This is a genomic window from Acinetobacter sp. AND/436, assembly GCF_049546925.1.
Lineage (GTDB): Bacteria > Pseudomonadota > Gammaproteobacteria > Pseudomonadales > Moraxellaceae > Acinetobacter > Acinetobacter indicus.
In genome coordinates, this window is record NZ_JBMXBO010000016.1 from 27,172 (window position 1) to 50,057 (window position 22,886).

Annotated in this window: 26 protein-coding genes; 19 read left to right on the forward strand and 7 right to left on the reverse strand. The window is 47.9% G+C overall.

The features are described 5' to 3' along the window. The first annotated feature begins 28 nt into the window (after positions 1–28). The 10 genes from topA (at position 29) to ACPEPR_RS11815 (ending at position 9,391) form a co-directional block, all read left to right on the forward strand. Positions 29–2,665, forward strand: a complete 2,637-nt coding sequence (gene topA, locus ACPEPR_RS11770) for a type I DNA topoisomerase (RefSeq protein ID WP_005182090.1) — start codon at positions 29–31, stop codon at positions 2,663–2,665. 93 nt (positions 2,666–2,758) lie between these two features. Further along, on the forward strand, positions 2,759–3,562 hold the full coding sequence (locus tag ACPEPR_RS11775; RefSeq protein WP_005182091.1) for an NYN domain-containing protein: 804 nt from the start codon (positions 2,759–2,761) through the stop codon (positions 3,560–3,562). A gap of 4 nt (positions 3,563–3,566) precedes the next feature. Then, positions 3,567–4,325 (forward strand): hypothetical protein, encoded by a 759-nt coding sequence (locus ACPEPR_RS11780; RefSeq protein ID WP_075167254.1) that lies wholly within the window; start codon positions 3,567–3,569, stop codon positions 4,323–4,325. Between the two features lie 56 nt (positions 4,326–4,381). Beyond that, positions 4,382–5,521 (forward strand): glycerate kinase, encoded by a 1,140-nt coding sequence (locus tag ACPEPR_RS11785; RefSeq protein WP_423562475.1) that lies wholly within the window; start codon positions 4,382–4,384, stop codon positions 5,519–5,521. 48 nt (positions 5,522–5,569) lie between these two features. Beyond that, entirely contained in the window at positions 5,570–5,923 is a 354-nt protein-coding gene (locus tag ACPEPR_RS11790) for a hypothetical protein (protein ID WP_423562476.1), read from the forward strand. A gap of 68 nt (positions 5,924–5,991) precedes the next feature. After that, positions 5,992–7,983 carry an ATP-dependent helicase gene (locus ACPEPR_RS11795; protein WP_005182102.1) on the forward strand — a complete coding sequence of 664 codons (1,992 nt, stop codon included), beginning with the start codon at positions 5,992–5,994 and terminating at the stop codon, positions 7,981–7,983. A gap of 92 nt (positions 7,984–8,075) precedes the next feature. Then, positions 8,076–8,327, forward strand: a complete 252-nt coding sequence (locus tag ACPEPR_RS11800; protein ID WP_005182105.1) for an RNA recognition motif domain-containing protein — start codon at positions 8,076–8,078, stop codon at positions 8,325–8,327. 19 nt (positions 8,328–8,346) lie between these two features. Further along, entirely contained in the window at positions 8,347–8,481 is a 135-nt protein-coding gene (locus ACPEPR_RS11805; protein WP_423562477.1) for a hypothetical protein, read from the forward strand. Positions 8,482–8,506: 25 nt separating this feature from the next. Then, a complete protein-coding gene (locus ACPEPR_RS11810; protein ID WP_423562478.1) occupies positions 8,507–9,010 on the forward strand; it encodes a DUF6586 family protein in 504 nt (167 codons plus the stop codon). A 102-nt stretch (positions 9,011–9,112) separates the two neighbouring features. Then, positions 9,113–9,391 carry a hypothetical protein gene (locus ACPEPR_RS11815; RefSeq protein ID WP_005182110.1) on the forward strand — a complete coding sequence of 93 codons (279 nt, stop codon included), beginning with the start codon at positions 9,113–9,115 and terminating at the stop codon, positions 9,389–9,391. 60 nt (positions 9,392–9,451) lie between these two features. Here ACPEPR_RS11815 and ACPEPR_RS11820 read toward each other — a convergent pair whose 3' ends face one another. From ACPEPR_RS11820 to ACPEPR_RS11835, 4 genes are all read right to left on the reverse strand, one after another. Further along, positions 9,452–11,170 (reverse strand): cation:proton antiporter, encoded by a 1,719-nt coding sequence (locus ACPEPR_RS11820; protein WP_075167257.1) that lies wholly within the window; start codon positions 11,168–11,170, stop codon positions 9,452–9,454. A gap of 147 nt (positions 11,171–11,317) precedes the next feature. Beyond that, positions 11,318–11,473 (reverse strand): 50S ribosomal protein L33, encoded by a 156-nt coding sequence (rpmG, locus tag ACPEPR_RS11825; protein WP_003654787.1) that lies wholly within the window; start codon positions 11,471–11,473, stop codon positions 11,318–11,320. Positions 11,474–11,489: 16 nt separating this feature from the next. Beyond that, on the reverse strand, positions 11,490–11,726 hold the full coding sequence (gene rpmB / locus ACPEPR_RS11830) for a 50S ribosomal protein L28 (protein ID WP_000048256.1): 237 nt from the start codon (positions 11,724–11,726) through the stop codon (positions 11,490–11,492). Positions 11,727–11,890: 164 nt separating this feature from the next. After that, positions 11,891–13,354, reverse strand: coding sequence for a coniferyl aldehyde dehydrogenase (locus tag ACPEPR_RS11835; RefSeq protein ID WP_005182115.1), 1,464 nt, complete (start codon positions 13,352–13,354; stop codon positions 11,891–11,893). Between the two features lie 115 nt (positions 13,355–13,469). On the opposite strand from ACPEPR_RS11835, the gene ACPEPR_RS11840 reads away from it, so the two are divergent. The 7 genes from ACPEPR_RS11840 to yddG all read left to right on the forward strand — a co-directional run bounded on the left by ACPEPR_RS11840 (position 13,470) and on the right by yddG (position 19,120). After that, positions 13,470–14,180 (forward strand): TetR/AcrR family transcriptional regulator, encoded by a 711-nt coding sequence (locus ACPEPR_RS11840; protein WP_005182118.1) that lies wholly within the window; start codon positions 13,470–13,472, stop codon positions 14,178–14,180. A 70-nt stretch (positions 14,181–14,250) separates the two neighbouring features. Then, positions 14,251–15,117, forward strand: coding sequence for a formyltetrahydrofolate deformylase (gene purU, locus ACPEPR_RS11845; protein WP_005182122.1), 867 nt, complete (start codon positions 14,251–14,253; stop codon positions 15,115–15,117). Positions 15,118–15,323: 206 nt separating this feature from the next. Further along, entirely contained in the window at positions 15,324–16,109 is a 786-nt protein-coding gene (locus ACPEPR_RS11850; protein WP_016659573.1) for an energy transducer TonB family protein, read from the forward strand. 20 nt (positions 16,110–16,129) lie between these two features. Then, a complete protein-coding gene (locus ACPEPR_RS11855) occupies positions 16,130–16,753 on the forward strand; it encodes a MotA/TolQ/ExbB proton channel family protein (RefSeq protein WP_005182127.1) in 624 nt (207 codons plus the stop codon). Further along, the gene (locus ACPEPR_RS11860; protein ID WP_005182129.1) at positions 16,753–17,157 is read left to right on the forward strand and encodes an ExbD/TolR family protein; all 405 of its coding nucleotides are present in this window, start codon (positions 16,753–16,755) and stop codon (positions 17,155–17,157) included. Before ACPEPR_RS11855 ends, ACPEPR_RS11860 begins: the two co-directional genes overlap by 1 nt. A gap of 158 nt (positions 17,158–17,315) precedes the next feature. Then, the gene (locus ACPEPR_RS11865) at positions 17,316–18,230 is read left to right on the forward strand and encodes a DMT family transporter (protein WP_423562479.1); all 915 of its coding nucleotides are present in this window, start codon (positions 17,316–17,318) and stop codon (positions 18,228–18,230) included. Next, positions 18,230–19,120: an aromatic amino acid DMT transporter YddG gene (yddG, locus tag ACPEPR_RS11870; RefSeq protein WP_160241633.1), complete on the forward strand. Its 891-nt coding sequence runs from the start codon at positions 18,230–18,232 to the stop codon at positions 19,118–19,120. Before ACPEPR_RS11865 ends, yddG begins: the two co-directional genes overlap by 1 nt. Positions 19,121–19,163: 43 nt before the next feature. Here yddG and ACPEPR_RS11875 read toward each other — a convergent pair whose 3' ends face one another. Then, positions 19,164–20,411, reverse strand: a complete 1,248-nt coding sequence (locus tag ACPEPR_RS11875) for a YihY family inner membrane protein (protein ID WP_005182132.1) — start codon at positions 20,409–20,411, stop codon at positions 19,164–19,166. A 112-nt stretch (positions 20,412–20,523) separates the two neighbouring features. On the opposite strand from ACPEPR_RS11875, the gene wrbA reads away from it, so the two are divergent. Both wrbA and ACPEPR_RS11885 read left to right on the forward strand, forming a co-directional pair. Further along, positions 20,524–21,120 (forward strand): NAD(P)H:quinone oxidoreductase, encoded by a 597-nt coding sequence (wrbA, locus tag ACPEPR_RS11880; RefSeq protein WP_016659569.1) that lies wholly within the window; start codon positions 20,524–20,526, stop codon positions 21,118–21,120. 287 nt (positions 21,121–21,407) lie between these two features. Beyond that, the gene (locus ACPEPR_RS11885; RefSeq protein ID WP_016659568.1) at positions 21,408–21,599 is read left to right on the forward strand and encodes a hypothetical protein; all 192 of its coding nucleotides are present in this window, start codon (positions 21,408–21,410) and stop codon (positions 21,597–21,599) included. Between the two features lie 68 nt (positions 21,600–21,667). Here the strand turns inward: ACPEPR_RS11885 and ACPEPR_RS11890 are convergent, their stop codons facing one another. Continuing rightward, a complete protein-coding gene (locus ACPEPR_RS11890; RefSeq protein ID WP_016659567.1) occupies positions 21,668–22,063 on the reverse strand; it encodes a hypothetical protein in 396 nt (131 codons plus the stop codon). 217 nt (positions 22,064–22,280) lie between these two features. Further along, positions 22,281–22,856, reverse strand: a complete 576-nt coding sequence (locus ACPEPR_RS11895) for a xanthine phosphoribosyltransferase (protein WP_005182137.1) — start codon at positions 22,854–22,856, stop codon at positions 22,281–22,283. Between the last annotated feature and the right edge of the window lie 30 nt (positions 22,857–22,886).

The following is a 22,886-nucleotide window of genomic DNA, read 5'->3' on the forward strand; positions in this document are numbered from 1 at the left end:
AACATTTTCACAGGAACTACGGTTAACTATGGCGAACGCTCCTCGCTCCACATCGAAAAGCACTACAGCAAAATCTGCCGATGGCGCTAAACGTGCCTTGGTGATTGTGGAGTCGCCTGCAAAAGCGAAAACAATCAACAAATACCTCGGTTCGAATTACATTGTAAAGTCGTCGGTCGGTCACGTGCGTGATTTGCCTACAGGCGCCAGTAAAAGTACAGAAAAGAAAACCACCACACGTGCCAAACTGACCGAAGCACAAAAAGCAGAAAAAGCCCAGCAGGCCTTGGTCAACCGCATGGGGGTAGACCCGGAGCATGGCTGGAAAGCCCAGTATGAAGTGCTACCGGGCAAGGAAAATGTTGTTGCTGAATTGAAAAAACTGGCATCGCAGGTCGATGAAGTCTATCTGGCAACGGATTTGGACCGTGAAGGGGAAGCCATTGCCTGGCATTTAAAAGAAGTCATTGGCGGTGATGATGCGCGTTATCAGCGTGTGGTGTTTAACGAAATTACCAAAAATGCCATTCAGGAAGCCTTTAAGCATCCGGCACGTCTAGACACCAATAAAGTCAATGCACAGCAGGCGCGCCGTTTCCTGGACCGTGTGGTTGGCTTTATGATTTCGCCATTGCTGTGGGAAAAAATTGCCCGTGGTCTGTCAGCCGGTCGTGTCCAGTCAGTAGCCGTCAAACTGGTGGTAGAGCGTGAACGTGAAATTCGTGCCTTCATTCCGGAAGAATACTGGCAGGTATTTGCCGATACCAAATCTGCACAAGATGATATTCGTCTGGAAGCAGTCAAGCAAAATGGCAAGACCTTAAAGCTGCGTAACAAGGCTGAAACTGATGCCTTGCTGAACCTGATTAAAGATGCAGATTATACGGTGGCTGCACGTGAAGACAAGCCAACCAAGGTGAATCCGAGTGCGCCATATATCACATCAACGCTGCAACAGGCGGCCAGTACCCGTCTAGGTTTCTCGGTCAAGAAAACCATGATGTTGGCACAGCGTCTGTATGAAGCCGGTTTTATTACCTATATGCGTACCGACTCGACGTTCCTGAGTGATGACGCCGTGAATATGGTGCGTACGCATATTGAATCCGAGTATGGCCAAAAATATTTACCGGCCAAGCCAAACCGCTACGGCAACAAAGCCGGCGCGCAAGAGGCTCACGAAGCGATTCGTCCATCCAATGTCGGTCTGAAAGGCGACAGCCTGGCTGGTGTCGAGCGTGATGCCCAGCGTTTATACGATTTAATCTGGCGTCAGTTTGTGGCCTGTCAGATGACTCCGGCCGAGTATTTATCATCGACCATTCTGGTCAATGCCAATGGGGTAGAACTGAAAGCCAAAGGCCGTACCCTGGTCTTTGATGGTTTTACCAAAGTACGTGGTCAGAACAAGTCTGATGATGATGTATTGCTGCCTGCAGTGAAAGTCGGCGAAGTGCTAAAACTGCAAAAGCTGGACCCATCACAGCACTTTACCAAGCCGCCGGCACGTTTTACCGAAGCCTCGCTGGTGAAAGAACTGGAAAAACGTGGCATTGGCCGTCCATCGACCTATGCAGCGATTATTTCCACCATTCAGGACCGTGGTTATGTCAAGCTGGAAAACCGCCGCCTGTTTGCGGAAAAGATGGGTGAAATTGTCACCGACCGTCTGGATGAAAGCTTTAACAACCTGATGAACTACGACTTTACCGCGGACTTAGAAGGTCAGCTGGATAAAGTGGCCGATGGTGAACGCAACTGGAAAGATCTGCTCGACAGCTTCTATGGTGATTTTAAAACCCGTTTGACCAATGCACAGGGCGAACAGGGTATGCGCCGTAACCTGCCGGTGGAAGTGGATGCCGTGCATTGTCCGGAATGCGAACGTCCAATGCAGATTCGTACCGGCACTACCGGGGTATTCCTCGGCTGTTCCGGTTATAACCTGCCGCCAAAAGAACGCTGTAAGGGCACTCTGAATTTAACACCTGTAGAATCTCTGGCAGCCCTGTCAGATGATGACAGTGCTGAAACCGCCGACCTGATGTCGAAAAAACGCTGCCCGATCTGTGAAACTGCCATGGATAGCTACGTGATTGATGGTGGTCGTAAATTGCATATTTGCGGTAATAACCCGGACTGTGCCGGTTTTGAGCTGGAAGAAGGCGAGTTCAAGATTAAAGGCTATGATGGCCCGACCATTCCATGTGATAAATGTGATGGCGAAATGCAGCTGAAAACTGGCCGTTTTGGTCCATACTTTGCCTGCACCAGCTGTGACAATACCCGTAAAGTCTTGAAAAACGGTCAGCCTGCGCCGCCGCGTGTCGACCCCATCAAGATGGAACATTTACGCTCGACCAAGCACGATGACTTCTTTGTCCTGCGTGATGGCGCTGCCGGTCTATTCCTGGCGGCCAGCAAGTTCCCGAAAGTGCGTGAAACCCGTGCACCGAAGGTGGCGGAACTGCGTACGGTTGCTGACCAGCTTGATCCAAAATATCAATTCATTTTGCAAGCACCCGATGTAGACCCAGAAGGCAACCCGACTCTGGTGAAATTCAGCCGTAAAAATCAGGCGCAATATATTGGCTCTGAAACCCCTGAAGGCAAGCAGACCAAATGGAGTCTGGTATATCAGGATGGCAAATGGGTTGAAGCCTAAAAGCTAAAAATAAAAAATGCCGACATCAGTCGGCATTTTTTATGTCAAAATCAACTCCACAATAAATTTGAATAATAAGCGCTTGGGGAACCGGTGGATATCCAAACAAAAAAATTTGCGGTGTTAATTGATGCCGATAACTCTTCGATTCACGCTATTGCTTCGGTGCTTGAAGAAGTCGCCAAATATGGCATTGCCAGCGTGAAACGGGTCTATGGGGACTGGAGCAGTGAAACCCTGAAAAAGTGGCGTGATGTGCTGTTGCCGCATGCCATTACCCCGGTACAGCAGTTTGCCTATACCAAAGGCAAAGATGCCACCGACATGATCCTGATTATTGATGCCATGGATTTGCTCTATGCCGGAGCGCTGGATGGTTTCTGTATTGTGTCCAGTGACAGTGACTTTACTCCGCTGGCCTCACGGATTCGTGAAAATGGCCTGAGTGTTTATGGATTTGGCAAAAAATCCACTCCGGAAGCCTTTAAAAAAGCCTGTGATAAATTTATTTATATTGAAAACCTGATCTCTGAAAATGAACTGAAAAATGCTGAAGAAGATGAAATCAGCCCGGTTCAGGACAAAAAGAACCTAGAAAGTGCAAAAAACTCCGAGCTAAAATCCAGCACTGTGCCGAAAGAAAACCCGGCTGCAGAGATGATGGATCGCGCCACACTGAATCTGATTTATAAAGCAGTCAAAGACAATGCCGATGAAAATGGCTGGGCCAATCTGGGCATGGTCGGGCAATATATCAGCGCGGTAAAACCGGATTTTGATTCCAGAAACTATGGCCGGGCCAAGCTTTCCGGACTCATTAAAACTCTGAATCTGTTTGAAACCAAAATTGAAATGAGTCAGATGTATCTGAGAAAACTCAAAAAACAGAGCGCTTAAGCCGATGTGGAAAAAGATTCGTATCCTGATCCTGTTGCTGATTCTTTTCATTGTGGCGGTAAATGCCTATCGTGACCAGAATCAGGACTGGAATAAACCAGTGCGGGTGCTCTTGCATCCGGTGAATGCTGATGGACAGGACAGCACGCAGCTTTATATCCAGCAGCTGTCTAACAGCAGTTTTCAAACGGTGCAGCAGTATTTGCAGCAGGCCGCAGCACAGTATCGCCAGCAACCGGTATATTTTTATCTGCAGCTTGGCCGGGAACTGAAACAGTTGCCGCCACAGGTACCGGAACAGGCTTCTTTACTCGATAGCATCATCTGGAGCCTCAAGTTCCGGTTTTATGCCTGGCGTCAGCATCAGTCAGTTGATGGCGCACCGCATGTGACCCTGTATTTAAACTATTATGATCCAGCTCATCAAAAAGCTTTAAAACATTCTACCGCGCTGGAAAAAGGCCGGATTGGTTCGGTTAACCTGTTTGCCGCCGAGCGTCAGAACCAGCAGAATCATGTGGTACTGGCACATGAATTACTGCATGCCTTTGGCGCCAGTGATAAATATGATCTGGCCACCGGACTGCCGATTTATCCGCTGGGTTATGCCAACCCGCAGCAACAGCCACGCTATCCACAGCAGAAAGCTGAGTTAATGGGCGGGCATATTCCGCTAAGTAGCAGCACCAGCAAAATGCCGGACAGCCTGCAATACACCGTCATTAATGACCTGACCGCCGCGGAAATTGGCTGGCTACGCTAATATGCGGATAAGTCAACACTTATCCACAATGGACACCCACGCTGGGGATAAACCACATGCCACTTCGTTTTGTGATTGCACCAGATTCCTTTAAAGAAAGCCTGAGCGCAGTACAGGCCGCCCAGGCCATGCAGCGCGGAATCTTGCGGCAGTTTCCGGATGCAATCTGTAGTCTGGTACCGCTGGCCGATGGCGGTGAAGGCACCGTCGATGCCCTGTTAAATGCATGTGCCGGGCAGAAAGTTTCGTGTCGGGTACGCGGCCCTTTGCCGCAGCAACAGGTTGAAAGCTACTTTGCCCTGATTGACGACGGCAAAACTGCAGTCATTGAAATGGCCAAGGCCAATGGTATTCATCTTATTCCGTTGGCGCAGCGCAATCCGGCGCTTACTTCTACTTATGGCACTGGCGAGATGATCCGCCAGGCGCTGGATCTGGGCGTGTCTAAAATCGTGATTGGACTGGGCGGCAGTGTCACCAATGATGCCGGCGGTGGGATGGCACAGGCGTTGGGAGTGAAATTCTTAGATCAGGCCGGCCTGGAGGTGCAACCGTGTGGCGGCAATTTAAAGCAGATCTGCGAGATTGACCTCAGTGCTTTGGATGCCCGTTTGGCAACCACCGAGATACTGATTGCCAGCGATGTCAATAATCCGCTCTGTGGGGAACATGGTGCCTCGGCCATTTTTGGACCGCAAAAAGGTGCCACGCCGGAGCTGGTCAAAATTCTCGATCAGAACTTGGGTTATTTTGCCAATCTGGTTGAAGCAACGCTCGGGGTTAATGTGCAACATCAGGCCGGGGCTGGTGCTGCCGGTGGACTGGGTTTTGGCTTGCTTGCTTTTGCACGTGCAAAAATTCAGTCAGGTGTTGAATTGCTAATTCAGCAAACCGGGTTGGCTGAAAAAATTGCACAGGCCGATGTGGTCCTGACCGGCGAAGGGAAAATTGATCGGCAGACCTGCATGGGCAAAACCCCATTTGGCGTGGCACAGGTTGCGAAAAGCTTGAATAAACCGGTCTATGCGTTTGCAGGAATGATCGGTGAAGGCATTGAGCCACTGCTGGAGGCGGGATTTACACAGATTATTGGTATTAATCTACCTGATATTTCAGTAGAAGATGCGATTCGAAATGCGGAAAATAATTTAACCGACAGCGTCGAAAATGTCATGCGATCGCTAAAGAAAGCGTGATAAACCCAGATGCCAATAGGGTTTAAAAAAATGATAAATAGGGAAATTATGAAAAAGATCATCTTGGTTTTGATATTAAGCTGCATCACCGTACACAGTTTTGCAAAACCGGCCTACCGCGAAAATATGCAAAATTATCTCAAGAAAAATCCTGTACAGCAAAACTCACAGCCGAGAGTACTGTCTTTTAATTTTGATGAGATACATCTGAACGTTTTAAAAAATCTGCTGGCAATTGAAAAGAAGGTCACGCTGATTGTGGATTCAGATGTCGACATGAATCATCAATTCCCCCTTCATTTACGCAATTCGAACTTTTTTGAATTTTTGGACGTAACGACCAGACAGCTGGGGCTGCAATACGAAGTACTCAATTCGAAAACGATCCGGGTTTACAAATAGGCTAGTTTTTATGTTGATGGGATGCTTATGATAAGATCTCGCTTTGAATTTTCGAGAAATGATTTGGTATGTCACTTGCACAGCTCATCGACGAGTTAAATCCCCAACAGAAAAATGCAGCCACCACTGAAGCAAAGCATAGTTTGGTCTTGGCTGGGGCTGGCTGTGGCAAAACCAAAACCATTGTGGCGCGTGCAGCTTATCTGATTGATCAGGGCGTTCCGGCCAACCAGATCCAGATTTTAACCTTTACCCGCCGTGCCGCTGCTGAAATTGTAGCGCGGGTCGAGCTGGCGCTGGGCGAGCAGGCCAAGGGCTTGCGTGCTTCTACCTTCCATACCTTCTGTATGTATCTGCTGCGCCGGATTCCGAAAGCCTTTGGGCTGGAACAGTTCTCGATTATTGATCGTGATGACCAGATCATGATGTTCCGTTTGCTGCGTGGTAAAGATGACAAGAAAAATCCAAATGCCTTGCCCAAGCCACAGCAGCTGTGTGACCTGTATTCTTTTGCCCGCAATACCCGGCAAAAACTGAGTATTGCCCTGGAAAAACAGTTACCGGAATGTCTGGATTATAAAGATCAGATTGCCGAGATCATGAAAGAATATGAAGCGCGCAAGCAGGTGCGTCATTTTCTGGATTATGACGATATTCTGGCAATTGTCGCCTCGGCGCTGGCCCAGTCAGAGGGGCTGGTCGATTATGTCGCATCATTGTGCCAGCACATGCTGGTCGATGAAATGCAGGACACCAATCCTTTGCAATGGGCCTTGCTGGAGCCGTTAAAAGAGCGGGTGCAGCTGTTCTGTGTTGGTGATGATGCGCAGTCGATTTACGGTTTCCGTGGTGCTGACTTTGAAAATATTCATCATTTTAAAGAACGTGTTCCGGGCGCCCAGATTTATAAACTGGAACGCAACTATCGTTCAACCCAGGAAATTCTGGACCTGTCGAACTGGTTGCTGGATCAAAGTCCGATCGGCTATGACAAACGGCTGGAGGCGTATCGTGGCAGCGGCTTAAAACCGCGCATGCACATTTTCCCGAATGAGTTTGATGAAGCCAAATGGATTGCCATTGATATCAAAGAGCGTCACTTTATCCAGGGCGCAGCATGGCAGGAGCATATGGTGCTGGTGCGTTCCAGTTTTGCCGCGCGGCATATTGAAGCGGCCTTTATTGCCGCCAATGTTCCGTATCGTTTTATTGGCGGCATGAAATTACTGGAATCGGCGCATGTCAAGGATTTGCTCAGTCTGCTGCGGGTCATTGCCAATCCCGCCGATGATATTGCCTGGATGCGTTTTCTGACCCTGTGGAATGGCGTGGGAGATGTCGGTGCCAGTAAACTGGCACAGCAGTTATTGTTGAATCCGGAAATGGAGCAGATTGCGGAAAAGCTGGAGAAATTTGGCCGGATTCCGGATAAAACCATTTTGATTATGAAGCAAATGGCGGTACTGAAACAGAAAGTCGACGTCTGTGTCAGTCTGGCGATTGAGGCACTGGTGGAGCAGCTGGAACAGAATTACGCCAAAAAAGACTGGTCAAAACGCCTTAAAGATTTTGATCTGGTCAAGCAGCTGGCCAGTAAACACGGTCAGCTCAGCGAGTTTCTGGAAGAATATGTGCTTGATCCGATTTCGATTAGCGAGATTGAACGTCAGTCAGATGATGATGTGGTCACGCTTATTACCATTCACTCGGCCAAAGGTACCGAGCAGAAGGTCTGCTATGTGGCCAATGTCACTGCCGGGCAGTATCCACATGCACGGGCGCAAGGGAATTTTGACGAAGTTGAAGAAGAACGCCGGGTGCTGTATGTGGCTTTAACCCGGGCGCAAAACGAGCTGATTCTGACCAAGCAGAACATCAGCTGGTGGGCCAGAGATACGGTCGATGAACAGGGACGTACTGTGGAAAGCTATTTTCTGAACGATTTGACCCGTAACCTGTGTCAAAGTGAAACCCATTATAAAACCCGTGAACAAACTGTTAAAAGTGCACTGATCGAACGCCAGAAGATTCGTTTAGATTTTGGGATTGATCTCGATTAAACTAGAGCCATGTGTTGTGCAGCTTGATGCACAATCTCCAGAGTAGAGTAGGCGCATGCTTTTGGATGATTTGGCCTATTTGGAAAAAGTAAATGAAAATTCTTGTACGTAATTTAGAGCGTTCCATCACCGATGCTGAACTGCTGGCGCTGTTTCAGCCGTTTGGCACAGTAGAATCTGCGGTGATTGTTAAAGAGGCTGACAGTGGCAAGTCCAAAGGTTTTGGCTTTGTGGAAATGCCGCATGGTCGTGAAGCCGTCAAAGCGATTAAGGGCCTGAACACACTGAAAGTCAAAGGTGCCGGCATTCGCGTTAAAGCTGCGGAAGACAAGCCGAAAGCTTGAACATCAACAGGAGTCCTTAGTGGCTCCTTTTTTAGCGCTGCATTTTTCTTTATTTAAACCCATCGTAGAAAATATCGATGCTGATGATAGCGCTCATATGTATTTTTTTGTTGGGCATTTGGACGCAGAGCGTTTAAGCTTAATGTTGAAATAAAAGCCAAAATTTAGGAACGCTATTCATGTCCCGTGTTGCTCGCTTTCATGCCGACCGTACCAATCAAAAACTGTATTTTGCCCGTCTTTCATGTCAGCAAGCCGAACAAACCGAACATATCCAGCAGGCGCAGGCACATCGCGAAGCAGCGGTGTTTCATCTGCATGGTGCTGTACTGGCCTTTTTGCAGGAACTGGTGCGTTACTACCGCCTGAATGAGCTGCAGCCGACTTTAAAATCAATTGAAGAAGCGATGGCGGCCAAAGGTCAGGTATCGCCTGAAGTGGTGATTCTGCAAAAACTGGCCAAAGAAGGCTTTATTGCTGAATTAAAACGCGCTTATTGTCTTTGTCAGTATACGCCGGAGCCAAGCGCACCGGAACCGGAAGATGAGACTTCATCGAACCTGATTATTAAAGTCACTCAAACCCCGCAAGCATGGCTGCCAGATACCAAAATCCTGCGTGAATGGCATCGTGAGCTGATGCAGTTAATTGATGGTTTCAGAAATGAAATGGTGGAATTCTAAACCCGACCAGTGTCCCTTGAATTCTGAAAACCTGACATCATATTAACTATCTAAGCGATGCAAAGAGTCCATCTTTGCCACCATGTTGAACATGGAGGAATTATGTCTATAGAACAGTTAAAAGCCTTATTTGGAAATCAGGACGCGATTTTGGAATTGGTTCAGCTTGAAGGTGGTGAGTTGGCATTGCGTAATGCTGGTTCAGAACAGGAACCTCTGGTCAAAATCCAGTTTAATGATGAAGTCAAAGCCCTGCTGGGAGATCAGACGCCAATTGTCGCCCAGCACATGATTCAGGCCGCATTATTCGGGCTGCTGGAAAAGCAGGTCAATGAATGGCAGGCCGAAGTGGTTGATGAGCAGCCGAAGTATCTGAGCTAGTCGGCTCATGCTCTGGAATGCAAAAGCGCACCTGAAGGTGCGCTTTTTTGTGCCTGAGGCTTAATGTGAGGGTGGTTGATGATGGGCAATTTCAATCTGGTTTAAAATATGATTGCTCATGTTCTTGGCCATTTCTTCTTTGGCAAAATACACCTCACCGATATTGTCACGGCGAATGACTTCGGCTTCTTCTTTGCTTTCTGCGCAGATCAGCACCTGAATTTGCGGATTCAAAGTAGTCGCAATATCAACAATTTTATGAATATCAATAATGTCCATCGGTGAAATCACCAGTAAACGGGCATGCTGAATATGTGCCTGAATCAGTACTCCGGGCTCAGTAGCCACACCGGATACCGCAGCAATGCCTTTTTCCCGCAGGTTTTCGACAATCTCACGGTTTTCTTCGGCAATCACCACCTTGATATTTTCTGCCATCAGGTTTTTGGTAATGCGGCGGCCAACTTCACCATGGCCAATAATCACCACCTGATCACGCAGGTAATCTTGTGAAACTTCATCGGGTAACATCGCCAGCGGGTCGCCACTGCGTTCCAGCAAACGGGCTAGATGTGAGCGCTCGCGAATCCAGCGCTGTACCGGTTCAATCGCCGAAAACAGGAAGGTGTTTAAGGTAATGGAAATCAGGGCACCGGCCAGAATCAGGTTTTGACCTTCTAGAGACAGCAGCTGTAACGATACGCCGAGCGTGGCCAGAATAAAGGAGAATTCACCAATCTGCGCTAGTGAAGCACCCACCGTTAATGCAGTGTTAATCGGGTAGCGGAAGAACAGGACCAGGGCCATGGCGGCAATGGTTTTACCAATCATGATAATGCCGACCACTGCCAGCACATGCAGCGGTTCTTCCAGCAGAATCCGCGGGTCAAACAGCATCCCCACCGACACGAAGAACAGGATCGAGAAAATCTCCCGTAGCGGCAGGGTTTCTTCTTCAGCACGATGGCTAAAGTCAGACTCTTTCACCACCATACCGGCAAAGAAGGCGCCCAGTGCCATCGACACACCAAAGACTTTATAGGCACCAAAGGCAATTGACACGGCCGCCGCGACCACAGTCAGGGTAAACAGTTCACGGGAACCTAGACGCGCCACCACCTGCATAATCCAGGGTACCAATCGTTTTCCGACAATCAGCATAAAGGCAATAAAGCCGGTGACTTTTAACAGGGTAATGCCCAGTGTCAGCCAGATGTTTTCATCAGCTGCACTACCGGCAAGTGCCTGTCCACCCAACAGGACCGCAGTAGCCGGTAACAGTACCAGCACCAGTACCATCACCAGATCTTCGACCAGCAGCCAGCCCACGGCAATCTTGCCGTTGACCGAGTCTAGCAGGCCGCGATCCCCCAGTGCTTTGAGTAGAACTACCGTACTGGCACAGGACAGGCTAAGACCGAACACCAGTGCAGAGCCGAAACTCCAGCCCCACATCATCGAGACTCCAATCCCCAGTAAAGTGGCGACAGTAATCTGCAGGATGGCACCGGGCAGGGCAATCCGTTTGACTTGCATCAGGTCATTGAGCGAGAAATGCATCCCGACGCCAAACATCAGGAACATCACACCCAGTTCAGCCAGCTGGTTGGCCAGGTGAATATCACCGACCACGCCGGGCGTATTTGGACTAATCAGGATACCGGCCACCAGATAACCGATCAGGGGCGGTAAACGTAAACGGGCGGCAATATAGCCGAACAGTAAGGCCAGTCCAAAGCCGACAGCCAATAAGATAATAAGTTCTACATCATGCGGCACTAACAACTCCTTAAGCCAAGGTTAAGGGTAAAAAAGACAAGCACAGAGAGTGCCAGATTGAAAAGATCAGGAAATTTTAACAACTGGAAGAAAAAAAGTGCAAAAAAAACGACCTGCAGAGAGGTCGTTTTTTTCAAAAAGCCAAAATTATTTGATTTTAGCTTCTTTGAAGATTACGTGTTGACGGATTTTTGGATCAAATTTTTTGATTTCCATTTTTTCCGGCATAGTACGTTTGTTTTTAGTCGTGGTATAGAAATAACCTGTACCAGCTGTAGAAACTAAGCGAATCTTATCACGCATTGTCCTGACTCCTTACTTAGATCTTTTGACCTTGAGCACGTAGGTCAGCAACAACCTTTTCAATGCCCAATTTGTCGATAATACGCATACCTTTAGTGGTTAAACGAAGACGTACAAAACGTTTTTCGCTTTCTAACCAGAAACGGTGGTGGTGCAGGTTCGGCTCGAACCGGCGCTTAGTTTTGTTGTTGGCGTGTGAGACGTTGTTACCAACGACTGGACGCTTGCCGGTAACTTGGCAAACCTTAGACATGGTGTAACTCCATTGATTTAGCCAACAGCAAATCTGTATGGCCAGTCAAAAATAAACGGATGAATTCATTCAAGGGGCGTTTTATACCAAAAATGCGCTTAAAAGACAAGCGATTTTCAGGAAAACGCAGCATGAGCCATGCTAATAGCTCATGCCTTGATCATTTAGCGAAGAAGCATCTTTGAAATTAGTCTGTGAATCGGCTTATTGAACGGCGGCAGGATGTATTTCAAGCTATACAGCTTCGGATTAGACATCACCGAGCGTTCATGCGACAAACTGAAGAATCCTTCGGGACCATGATATTTGCCCATCCCTGACGCACCGACACCACCAAATGGTAAGTCATCCTGTGCGACATGGGTCAGTACCATGTTTTGTCCGAAATGCCCTGAATGGGTACGCTGTGCGACATAGTCGGCACGCGCCTGATCAAAGTCGAAGTAGTATAATGCAAGTGGACGCGGACGGCTATTAATAAACTCGATTACATCATCAATTTGTTCATATTCCATGATGGGCAGCAGTGGTCCGAAAATTTCCTCTTTCATGATGCGCATTTCGGTGGTGACCCCGGTCAGTACGGTCGGAGCGACTTTGCGTACATCGTCCAGCAGTTCATTTTGCGGATTGATTTCAATCAGTTGGGCGCCCTGTTCACGGGCATTGTCTAAATAGCCCTGCAGCCGGTTGTACTGCTTGTCATTAATAATGGAGGTGTAATCCTGATTGTCGCGCAGACTTGGATACATCTGCTTAATATATTGTTCATAATGACCCAGGAATTCGGCGGTTTTGCCTTTAGGTAGGAACATATAGTCCGGTGCCACGCAGGTCTGTCCGGCATTCCAGAGTTTACCAACCGCAATCCGCTCGGCAACATCGGCCATATCACTTGATGGATGCACCAGCACGGGCGATTTACCGCCCAGCTCTAAAATCACCGGCACCAGATTTTCGGCTGCCGCCGCCATCACGGTTTTACCGACATTGGTCGAACCGGTAAAAATCATTTTATCGAAGGACAGATGACTAAAGGTATCGGAAATCGCACCGCCGCCGGTAATGACCGCCACCAGTTCCTGCGGGAAAGCTTCAGCAATGGCATTTTCCAGCACGCGGCCAAAATGCATCGAGGCACTGGAAATTTTAATCATGGCGTGGTTGCCGGCTGCTAAAGCGCAGATTAACGGACCGACCGACAGTAACAGCGGATAATTCCACGGTGCAATAATGCCGACCACACCCAAAGGCTGGTATTGCACCCAGGCTTTGGCCGGCTGATGAATAATTCCGACATGTCGCTTGGATGGTTTCATCCAGCCACTGAGGTTTTTGCTGTAGTATTTGATATGTTCAAGGCAGGTGAGTAATTCGCCAATTTTGGTCTCGCCCATCGAACGGTTACCATAGTCTTCATTAATTGCTTCGGCAAACTGATCCTGATATTTAACCAGCACCCGTTTTAACCGTGCCAGACGGTCAATCCGTTCTTTGGCGGTTGGCAGCGGATAGCGCTGATAGGCGTATTTCTGCAGGGCCAGAACATCATGTAAACGTTGTGCATCAAGGTTATGGGGCGTGCTGTCGGGAGTGGTCATCGAAGTTGTTTTTGTTTGACTGTTCATGGCGTGTTACCATTCGATTGAATCAATTAATTTAGTTTTTAGAGTATTTACTCTAAATAGTCAAGTTACTTTATCTGTTAGTTTCTTAACAGTTTGAAAGAATGGTTACTTTAGGATGTCACACTCGAAAACGGTGAAAACCAAAGAACGTATTTTGCAGTTAAGCCTGCAACTTTTTAATGAACGTGGCGAACGTGTCGTGACGACCAATCATATTGCAGCTGAATTGGGCATGAGTCCGGGTAATTTGTACTATCATTTCCGCAATAAAAACGAAATTATTAAAGAGCTGATGGAGCAGTATCAGGCCGAAACCCTGAGCATGTTGGCCTTGCCAGATGACCGTCCGCTGGATGCCAACGATAAGATTCATTACTTTCAGGTCCTTAGCAGCCAGTTATGGAACTACCGCTTTTTGCATCGGGATGTCTATCATCTGGTGGAAAATAACGAAGATTTCCGCAAAATGTATCCGCGTTTTGCCGGACAGGTGATGCAGCAGGGACAAAAAATTTATAAAGCTTTCGTGGAAGCCGGTTTAATGGAAATGACCGACTCGGAAATTGAAGCCTTAATTATTAACCTGTGGATTGTGCTGACCAACTGGACCAACTTCCTGTATATGTCGGGGCATATTACCGACTCGAATACGCTGGAAGAGAAGTGGGTCTGGCAGGCGCTGCGTCAGATGGTATTCCTGGAAGGGGCGTATTTGCGTGGTGAAAGCCGTCAAACCTATGAAGGCCTGTTACAGACCCTGGGTTCATCGGAACTGTTTGCCAGCTTATCTTCAAGCAAGAATACAGAAACTGATTCCCCTATTTAGTCTGTTAAGGAAACGCGCTAGAATAGCCGGCTTATTTTTTCAATTTAACTGATTAGTGATATAAACCAACATGAATATGACGACTGCGAATACTGCACGTTTACTGATTACTTGTGAGGATAAGCCAGGTATCGTGCAGGCTGTATCGAGCTTTTTGTATCATCAGGGAGCAAATATTACCGCACTTGATCAATACGCGACTGAAGCTCAGGGCGGGCGTTATTTCATGCGCGTTGAATTCGAGCTGGATCATCTGCAAAGCCGTCGTGAAAGCCTGATCCAGACCTTTGCCAGCAATGTGGCCGAGCGTTATGAAATGCAATGGCGTCTGGCCTTGGTGGCCGATGTGAAAAAGGTCGGTATTTTAGTGTCTAAAGTCGATCATGCCTTGCTGGAACTGTTATGGCGTCATGCGCGTGGTGGTCTGCCGTGTGAAATCACCAAAGTGGTGTCGAATCACGAAACTTTACGTGAAGCGGTTGAGAACTTTGGTATTCCATTTGAAGTGGTGCCGGTTAACAAGGAAAATAAACGCGAAGCCTATGCCAAAATTGATGAATTGATGCAGGGCAATGATGTACTGGTGCTGGCACGTTATATGCAGATTCTGGATGAAGAATTTGTCAGCAAATGGGAAATGAAAGTCATCAATATTCACCATTCCTTCCTGCCAGCTTTCGTTGGCGCCAACCCGTATCAGCAAGCCTATGACAAAGGCGTGAAACTGATTGGGGCAACTGCGCACTATGTGACCGCGGATTTAGACCAGGGCCCGATTATCGAGCAGGATGTGGAGCGTGTCAGCCACGATTTTACTGTCGAGCAGCTGCGTGAACTGGGTCAGGATGTGGAGCGTAACGTGCTGGCGCGTGCAGTGAAATGGCATCTGGAAGACCGGATTATTGTCGATGGCAATAAAACAGTGGTATTCCAATAAGTTGTTGTGAATCACCAGATTTAAAGGCATACTTTTAGTATGCCTTTTTTATTGATTATTTGAAAAAGCCATTAAAATAGCCAAATTAATTGTTGCAAATGAAAACACTTCTCATTTATCATTGCGGTACTTTAATTGTGCTAACCGATGAGCTTGATAGGTCAAATCTGAAACTGGCTATCACCTCTTTAAGGTAACTGAGTTTAATGAGTCCATCTTCTACTCCCATGATGCAATCTCCTCATCCCATGAAAAAGAAAGTGCTGTCTGCACTGGTGGCCGTGGTTATTGGCCATATCGGGGTGTTGTGGGCGGTTAGCCAGATGGAATCACCGGAACTGAAACCGATTGACAAGGAGCCGCTAAAAGTCCGCTTTGTCAAAATTCAGGAACCCCCAAAACCTTTACCGCCACAACCAAAAGCAGAACCAAAACCGGCACAGCCTAAGCCACCAGAAGTCAAAGAAGTGAAAGTGGTTGAAAAACCATTGCCACCACCACCGAAAAAAGTGGAAAAAGTCCAGCAGGTGAAAAAGGCCGAAGCGCCAAAACCTGTGGTCAAACCGGTTGAGCCAACGCCGCAGCCAACCCCAACGGTTACCACCACGGTTTCTGAAACCAAAGTGGTGAAACCGGCACCGCAACCGGTGGTACAGCCTGCGCCAGTAGCGCCGCCTGCACCGGCTGTGCCAGCAACCAAATCGGTATCCATTGGGGGTTCGGGCGTGCAGTGGAGCCGCTCACCAAAACCATCGTATACCAACCGAGATTTACAGGGTGAAACCCGTAGCGTGGTGGTCTTAATTGAAGCCAATGAAAAAGGCTCAATCACCAGTGCGCGGATTACCCGTTCAAGCGGCATTGCTGCTTTAGATGAAAAGATTTTACGCGCAGTGCGTAGTGCAAAATTCAAACCGTACAAGGAAAATGGCGTTGCTTATCCAATTCGTGCTGAGCAACCCTTTGAATTGACATTGAATCCTAACGGCTAACTTTAATCAGGAGTTCGAGTATGAACTTTTCAGTTTATTGGCAACATGCAGATGCAGTCAGCAAAACACTGTATTTCGTGTTGCTGGCAATGTCGATTGCGACCTGGACAATTTTTGTGCTGCGTCTGATGGGCACCCGCCAACTTAAACAGCAAGCCTATGCTCAACTCGCTCAAGCGCTAAACAGCCTGAAAGCCAAATTTGCGCCTTTAAGTTTTGAACAGCGCAAGGCCGTGGCAGAGCAGGCGCTGTTACGCCAGATTTCAGCAGAAAAAGCCTCTGCAGAAAAAGGCGTATCGGTACTCGGAACTATTGCATCGCTGGCACCGTTTGTTGGTCTGTTTGGTACTGTATGGGGGATTTTCCACGCGCTGGTAGCGGTGGGTAAAAGCGGTCAGGCTGGCCTTGCTCAAGTGGCGACGCCTGTCGGTGAAGCACTGATCATGACCGGTTTTGGTCTGGCTGTCGCAATTCCAGCAGTTATTGCCTATAACATCTGTAGCCGTTTTAACCGGACCTTGTCACATGAACTGCAAGATCATGCACACAACCTGTTAATTGACACCATGCTGCAGCAGGATTCTGCGACCGCTCAGGCTGAAGTGAAAACTGCACAGCAAGGTTTAGTGGGAGGTCAGGCTTAATGGCATTTCAATTGGGTGAAGACAACGATAGCGGCATGAATGAGATGAACCTCATTCCGCTCATCGACATTATGCTGGTCTTGATGATCATCTTCCTGGTGACAGCGACCGTTGCCAACCCATCAATACCATTAACCTTGCCAGAAACCACGGCAGAAATTATTGATCCACCACCACAGGCGATTACCGTTAGCATTAATGCTTCGGGTGAAGTGGCCTGGGATGATCAGATCATCAGTCTGGATGAGCTGGAAAACCGTTTAAATGCGGCAGGCGAGCAGGAACGTAAGCCAACGGTACAATTACGTGCCGACAAAGATGCCCGTTATGATACCGTTGCCCAGGTAATGTCACGTGCGAGTGAAGCCGGACTCAGTGATATTGCCTTTGTCAGCGATAACTAAACGTGACAGGCCAGACTCAGGACGACCCATCACGGGTCGTTTTTTTATGGCAGCTGTTTATGTGTAAATTGCAGGAAAAGCGTGCAGCACATATTTTAAATGCCTGCCAATTCAATTAAGGTAGGCTAGGGAAAAACGAGAATTTTCAAGGAATTTTGGTGAAACAACGACAGGCACTGGATGCCAGAGCAGCCAGCATAATGTTTGTGCTGTGTATTTTCTGGGGACTGCAGCAGGTGGTGCTGAAAATTGCCGCGCCTGATATTTCACCGCTAATGCAAATGGCGCTGCGTTCCGGGATTTCTGCGCTGCTGGTCTGGCCGTTAATCCGGCTGGCTCAAGGTGTGCATTTATGGACACCGACGTATTTGTATCCGGGCTTGCTGGTCGGGCTGCTATTTGCCGCCGAATTTTTTATGCTGGCTGAAGCCATCCGCTTTACCTCGGCCTCCCATACCGTGGTGCTGCTGTATACCGCGCCAATTTTTGTGGCTTTAGGCCTGCACTGGAAGCTGCCCAGTGAATGGCTTTCCCTGCTGCAATGGAGCGGTATTCTGCTGGCTTTTCTGGGCATTGTGGTGACTTTTTTGGGGCGTGACAGTCAGCTCAGTGCCGCAACCAGTTCCATGCTCTATGGCGACTTTCTGGCTTTATGTGCCGGTATTTTATGGGCGGCCACTACCATAGCGGTGCGCTTAACCCCGCTGGCCGAAGCACCAGCCACCCAAACCTTGTTCTATCAGCTGCTGGGCGGTTTTATCGTGCTATTACCATTGGCCTACTGGTCCGAACAGGCGGTGGTGCACTGGAGTCCGGTCGCGATTGGCAGTCTGTTGTTTCACGCCATTCTGATTTCTTTTGCCAGTTATTTAATCTGGTTCTGGTTATTGAAAAACTATCTGGCCTCACGCTTGGGGGTATTTTCTTTTTTAACCCCATTATTTGGGGTGCTGTTTGGGGTGTGGCTGCTAGGTGAGCAACTGGAACACAGCTTTATTATGGGGGCTATCATGGTGATGCTGGGCGTGGTTATGGTCAGCGCACAGGGCTGGTTCAAGCGGCGCGTGGCCTGATGCTGAGCCAATCACAACGCTTTACTGCACTGGGCTTGAGCTCACTGCTGATCTGGGCCAGCCTAGTAGGTGTGGTCAAGCTGATTAGTGAGCAGCTCAGTCCGGTGCTGGCACTTGCGCTTATTTATAGTGTCAGTGCGCTGGTGATTCTGCTGCACCAAGGTTGGCCCAAACTTAGCCAGATGCCGAAAATCTATCTCTGGGGGAGTGGGGCATTATTTGTCAGCTATGAAATTCTGTTCCTGCTGTCGATTGCTTTATCGACACAGCGCGAACAGGTGCTGATGATTGCCATGATCAATTATCTGTGGCCGCCGCTGAGTATTGTGCTGGCGATTCTGGCCAAACAGCTGCGTTATCACTGGGCGGTAATTCCAGGCTTTTTGCTGGCCGTACTGGGCTTGATGCTGGTGGTCAATCCGGAGATCTGGAACTTGGCCCAGCTCTGGAGCGTACTGACGGAAAATCCGTTGGCTTATAGTCTGGCATTTTTAGCGGCCTTGTTATGGCCCTGCTACGGGGCGCTGACCCGAGCCTATGCCCAAGGCAGCAATGCAGTGTCACTGTTTTTTGTGGTGACTGCGGGTTTGCTGTGGGCGCTGCATGTAGGATTAGATGAACCATGGCAATGGCCAAGCCTTTCGCTATGGGGATGGATTGTGCTGGCCGGTGCCCTGATAGGAATGGCTTATCATAACTGGAACCAGAGTATTCAGTTTGGCCGTATCCAGTTACTAATTCTGGCTACCTATTTTATTCCGGTGCTGTCTTCATTGATCTCGATGTGGCTGTTGCAGTTACAGCCCGGCTGGGTGTTCTGGCTCGGCTGTAGTCTGGTCAGTCTGGGTGCGCTGATCTGCTGGAAAAGCACCAGCGAAATTTCCGCTTAGCTGGCGCTTATTTCCCGGCCTTAAAGATCAGCAGGTGCTACCTCTATTTTTCTTCAAAAATTTTCGAGAGTGGAATCGACAGCTTGGCTGCCAGATAGTCATCGGCTTCAATCAGCGCCGGTCCGAGTTTCTGCATCCATTCATCATCCGGATGAATATTGCCGACATCTTTGCGCTGTGGTAGAGGATAAGGCAGCTGGGTATAAAAACTCCAGAAATTGACCTGCGATAAATTTCGTACCAGCACCAGTTCATCGTTATCGGTGCGTTTAATCAGGTTTTGCTGCTCCAGCATCCAGATATAATTCGGTAAACGGCCAATTTCATCGCGGCCCAGTACTTCCAGTGCTTCCTGCTCGGTCACGCTTTCGCCTTTTTTCTGTTTTTGATAAAACAGCTCCAGCAGGTCCAGCAGCATAATCATCGGATGGCGTTTCTGGTCTTTGCCGGAATTAAAAGCGGTGAGGGCAAAGCTGATTTCCACGCCCAGCAAAATAATATTCCACGACAGAAAAATCCACAGCAGGAAAATCGGCACGGCAGCAAAGGCGCCATAGACAATTTCATAACTGGTGAAATTCGACATGATAAAGCCGAACAGGTTTTTTAATGCCTCAAACACCACCGCACTAAAGACGCCGGCAATCAGCGCGGCTTTAATCGGCACATTGCGGTTGGGAATGGTCCAGTACAGGATAAAAAAGCCGACAATGGTCAGGGAAAAGGAAATGATCCACAGAATAAAAGCACCGTTGACCTCATAACCGGCAAAGTTATTGCTCAGTACATTCATCGAGGCAACGGTAGATGACAGCACAAAGGCGCTGCCAAGTAAAATCGGCCCCAGCGAAATAATGGTCCAGTAGCGCATAAAGCCCATAATCCCGCCTCGGGTTTCTTTTACCCGCCAAATCCGGTTAAAGGCAGTTTCGATACTGGTCAGCATCAGTACAGTGGTAATGAACAGGAACAGAATCCCGATAATGGTGAGATTGCTGGATTTATCGGTAAAGGCATTCAGGGCCTTATCAAAGGCGATGGTGGTTTTGGGCAGAAAGTTGCTGTAAATCAGCTGCTGTAACTGCTGACGCGCCGGTTCTAAAGCTTTAATCGAGGAGATGATGACCAGAAAAACCGTCAGCATTGGCACCACCGCAAACAGTGTGGTATAGGTGAGCGAGCCGGCCTGTTCACGACAGCGGTCTGCTTCAAAACGGCGTAATACAAACAGCACGAATTGAAACCACTGGTGGTCATAAAAGGGCAGCTTTTTTAAATACTCAACAATCATGCGGCTAAAGTCTCGATTTTTTTAGTGATCTTTCTGTGTTTTCCTGTGCCAGCTTAACCAAAAATACAGCAAAATACCGTATAGTTTTCTTTTTTACTCTACAGATAACATTATGCAACCCTATGTTTTAGTTCTGTATTACAGCAAATATGGCAGCACCCGTGAAATGGCCCATCTGATTGCCAACGGGGTAGAGGCAGCAGGCGTAGCGGTAAAAATACGTACAGTACCGAATATTGCCGCGGTGGTCAAAACTGCCGAGCCGAGTATTCCGGCCGAAGGTGATATTTACTGTAGCCTGGATGACCTGGCCAACTGTGCTGGTCTTGCGCTTGGTTCGCCGACCCGTTTTGGCAATATGGCCTCGGAAATGAAATTCTTCTGGGATCAGACCACCAGTCTGTGGCTAAGCGGCGCCCTGCACGATAAACCGGCCTGTGTATTTACTTCTTCCGGTTCACAGCACGGTGGCCAGGAAAGCACTTTGCTGACCATGCTACCGCCGTTATTTCATCATGGCATGATGATTATGGGACTCAGCAATGCCCATCCGGCTTTATCCAATACCAAAACCGGCGGCACGCCTTATGGTGCGTCGCATGTCAGTGGCCCGCGTCATGACCAGAGTTTAAGTCAGGATGAAAAAATCTTGTGTGCAGCACAAGGGCAACGTTTAGGCGAAATGGTGAAAAAGTTACAGGGAATGTAATCTTCTGAATCATTAACTCAGGTGTAAAACGAACAGAATGTTTTACACCTTGATTGTATTTGAGCTTCATTGGCTGCAGCGGTTTGAATATTTTTATTCACGAAAAAACTAATTACTTTTCACGCAAAATCACTATTTGTAGTGATATTCAGTCTTTCACTTTTCACATTTAATAGCCACTTTTAAAGCAGAGTTTTCTGTCACGGTTCACACAGCATTTTTCGTGCAGGTATATGTATCAAGCACAATGGACTGCTGTAATAATGAGAGATTGAGGAAAAGTGGAAATGAATAAGTTAACGTTAATCGGTATAGTTGTATTGAGTTTAGGCTGCTCGTGGTCGAGCGTAGCTGCAACTGAAATTGTGCATAGTCTGAACTTCCCACAAGAACAACAGGCCCAAAAACAACCTGCAGAAGTTCAATATTTAGCAGCTCAAAAGCCAGTAATTGCAGCCGAAAATGTGCAAGTAAAATAATAAAAAGATGTGATAAAAGTGCTGTTTTATACAGCACTTTTTTATATGAAAATCTGTGTTTGGTATGTTTAAGATTGGTTAGGTTTGATTTGTTCTTTAAAACGGTGTTTGCATTTCAGACAATGAAAATCAAGAAAGATATTTTGGTCGACAATTACACCTGCTTTTTTACCAAAGCGATGCCCTAAAAAGCCGCCAGTGATCCCAACACTAATTGCACCCACAAAGGTACCAATGGTACCGCCCATAATCACCCCCAACGGTCCGGCCACGGTGCCTATGGCAGCGCCTAAAGAGGCACCGGAGGCGGCTCCGCCAACCGTTCCGGCTGCTGTTCCGGCCGACCCGAGCAATACTCCGCCAATTTTTTGTAAGTTTTGTTCATGGTTGCGCTTTTCAACCTGATTTGAGCCACATTTCGGACAGACGATACTGTGTTCCATCAACGGATTGTCTTGTGTCATGAGTGTAGAGTGCCTTCTAAAAATGCTGGGTCAATCCAAAGAGCCAATAGCTTAGGACAAAAGGCGTTAGCTGACCTTGGTCAAAACGCTCAGAATTTGCCGTTAGGCTTATGCTAAGCCATTCGGTCTGGAGCGTGGTAGAGAATTTTGTAAATCACATCGCCATAAAAAAAAGAGCACCTGAGTGCTCTTTTAGATATAAATTGCAGACAAAGTCTTAGTCGCGAACAAATTCAACCGTACCATTGGCCAGTGACTTCACACGCGCCAGAGATTCAACCCGGTAGCCTTTTTCCAGGAGCAGGTCACGACCTGGCTGGAAGGATTTTTCAATCACAATACCAATACCGACCACTTCTGCTTGGGCCTGATGAATCAGATCAGCCAGACCTAAAGCCGCCTGACCATTGGCCAGGAAGTCATCAATCACCAGTACTTTGTCGCTTGAGCTGATGTGCTTGTTTGAAATTGCGATGGTGCTTTCGACCTGTTTAGTGAATGAAAACACTTTAGAGCGATACAGGTCATCTTTTAGGGTTAAAGACTGATATTTACGTGCAAAAATCACGGGAACGCCCAGCTCTAAACCTGCCATGACTGCCGGTGCAATACCTGACGCTTCAATGGTAATAATTTTGGTGATGCCGGCATCTTTAAACAAACGCGCAAATTCTTGACCAATTTGCTGCATCATGACCGGATCAATTTGATGGTTTAGGAAAGAATCGACTTTCAGAACTTCTTCAGACAGAACGATACCTTCAGCTAAGATTTTCTGTTCTAGTGCGTGCACGGGAGAATCCTCAACAGCAGGTGCTTTTTA

What these genes read in the sequence shown, in the direction of transcription:
- topA (WP_005182090.1), top strand. Translation starts at nt 29, where the DNA reads ATGGCGAACGCTCCTCGCTCCACATCGAAAAGCACTACAGCAAAATCT.
- ACPEPR_RS11780 (WP_075167254.1), top strand. Translation starts at nt 3,567, where the DNA reads ATGTGGAAAAAGATTCGTATCCTGATCCTGTTGCTGATTCTTTTCATT.
- ACPEPR_RS11785 (WP_423562475.1), top strand. Translation starts at nt 4,382, where the DNA reads ATGCCACTTCGTTTTGTGATTGCACCAGATTCCTTTAAAGAAAGCCTG.
- ACPEPR_RS11790 (WP_423562476.1), top strand. Translation starts at nt 5,570, where the DNA reads ATGAAAAAGATCATCTTGGTTTTGATATTAAGCTGCATCACCGTACAC.
- ACPEPR_RS11795 (WP_005182102.1), top strand. Translation starts at nt 5,992, where the DNA reads ATGTCACTTGCACAGCTCATCGACGAGTTAAATCCCCAACAGAAAAAT.
- ACPEPR_RS11800 (WP_005182105.1), top strand. Translation starts at nt 8,076, where the DNA reads ATGAAAATTCTTGTACGTAATTTAGAGCGTTCCATCACCGATGCTGAA.
- ACPEPR_RS11810 (WP_423562478.1), top strand. Translation starts at nt 8,507, where the DNA reads ATGTCCCGTGTTGCTCGCTTTCATGCCGACCGTACCAATCAAAAACTG.
- ACPEPR_RS11815 (WP_005182110.1), top strand. Translation starts at nt 9,113, where the DNA reads ATGTCTATAGAACAGTTAAAAGCCTTATTTGGAAATCAGGACGCGATT.
- rpmG (WP_003654787.1), bottom strand. Translation starts at nt 11,473, where the DNA reads ATGCGTGATAAGATTCGCTTAGTTTCTACAGCTGGTACAGGTTATTTC.
- rpmB (WP_000048256.1), bottom strand. Translation starts at nt 11,726, where the DNA reads ATGTCTAAGGTTTGCCAAGTTACCGGCAAGCGTCCAGTCGTTGGTAAC.
- ACPEPR_RS11835 (WP_005182115.1), bottom strand. Translation starts at nt 13,354, where the DNA reads ATGAACAGTCAAACAAAAACAACTTCGATGACCACTCCCGACAGCACG.
- ACPEPR_RS11840 (WP_005182118.1), top strand. Translation starts at nt 13,470, where the DNA reads ATGTCACACTCGAAAACGGTGAAAACCAAAGAACGTATTTTGCAGTTA.
- purU (WP_005182122.1), top strand. Translation starts at nt 14,251, where the DNA reads ATGAATATGACGACTGCGAATACTGCACGTTTACTGATTACTTGTGAG.
- ACPEPR_RS11850 (WP_016659573.1), top strand. Translation starts at nt 15,324, where the DNA reads ATGAGTCCATCTTCTACTCCCATGATGCAATCTCCTCATCCCATGAAA.
- ACPEPR_RS11855 (WP_005182127.1), top strand. Translation starts at nt 16,130, where the DNA reads ATGAACTTTTCAGTTTATTGGCAACATGCAGATGCAGTCAGCAAAACA.
- ACPEPR_RS11860 (WP_005182129.1), top strand. Translation starts at nt 16,753, where the DNA reads ATGGCATTTCAATTGGGTGAAGACAACGATAGCGGCATGAATGAGATG.
- yddG (WP_160241633.1), top strand. Translation starts at nt 18,230, where the DNA reads ATGCTGAGCCAATCACAACGCTTTACTGCACTGGGCTTGAGCTCACTG.
- ACPEPR_RS11875 (WP_005182132.1), bottom strand. Translation starts at nt 20,411, where the DNA reads ATGATTGTTGAGTATTTAAAAAAGCTGCCCTTTTATGACCACCAGTGG.
- wrbA (WP_016659569.1), top strand. Translation starts at nt 20,524, where the DNA reads ATGCAACCCTATGTTTTAGTTCTGTATTACAGCAAATATGGCAGCACC.
- ACPEPR_RS11885 (WP_016659568.1), top strand. Translation starts at nt 21,408, where the DNA reads ATGAATAAGTTAACGTTAATCGGTATAGTTGTATTGAGTTTAGGCTGC.
- ACPEPR_RS11890 (WP_016659567.1), bottom strand. Translation starts at nt 22,063, where the DNA reads ATGACACAAGACAATCCGTTGATGGAACACAGTATCGTCTGTCCGAAA.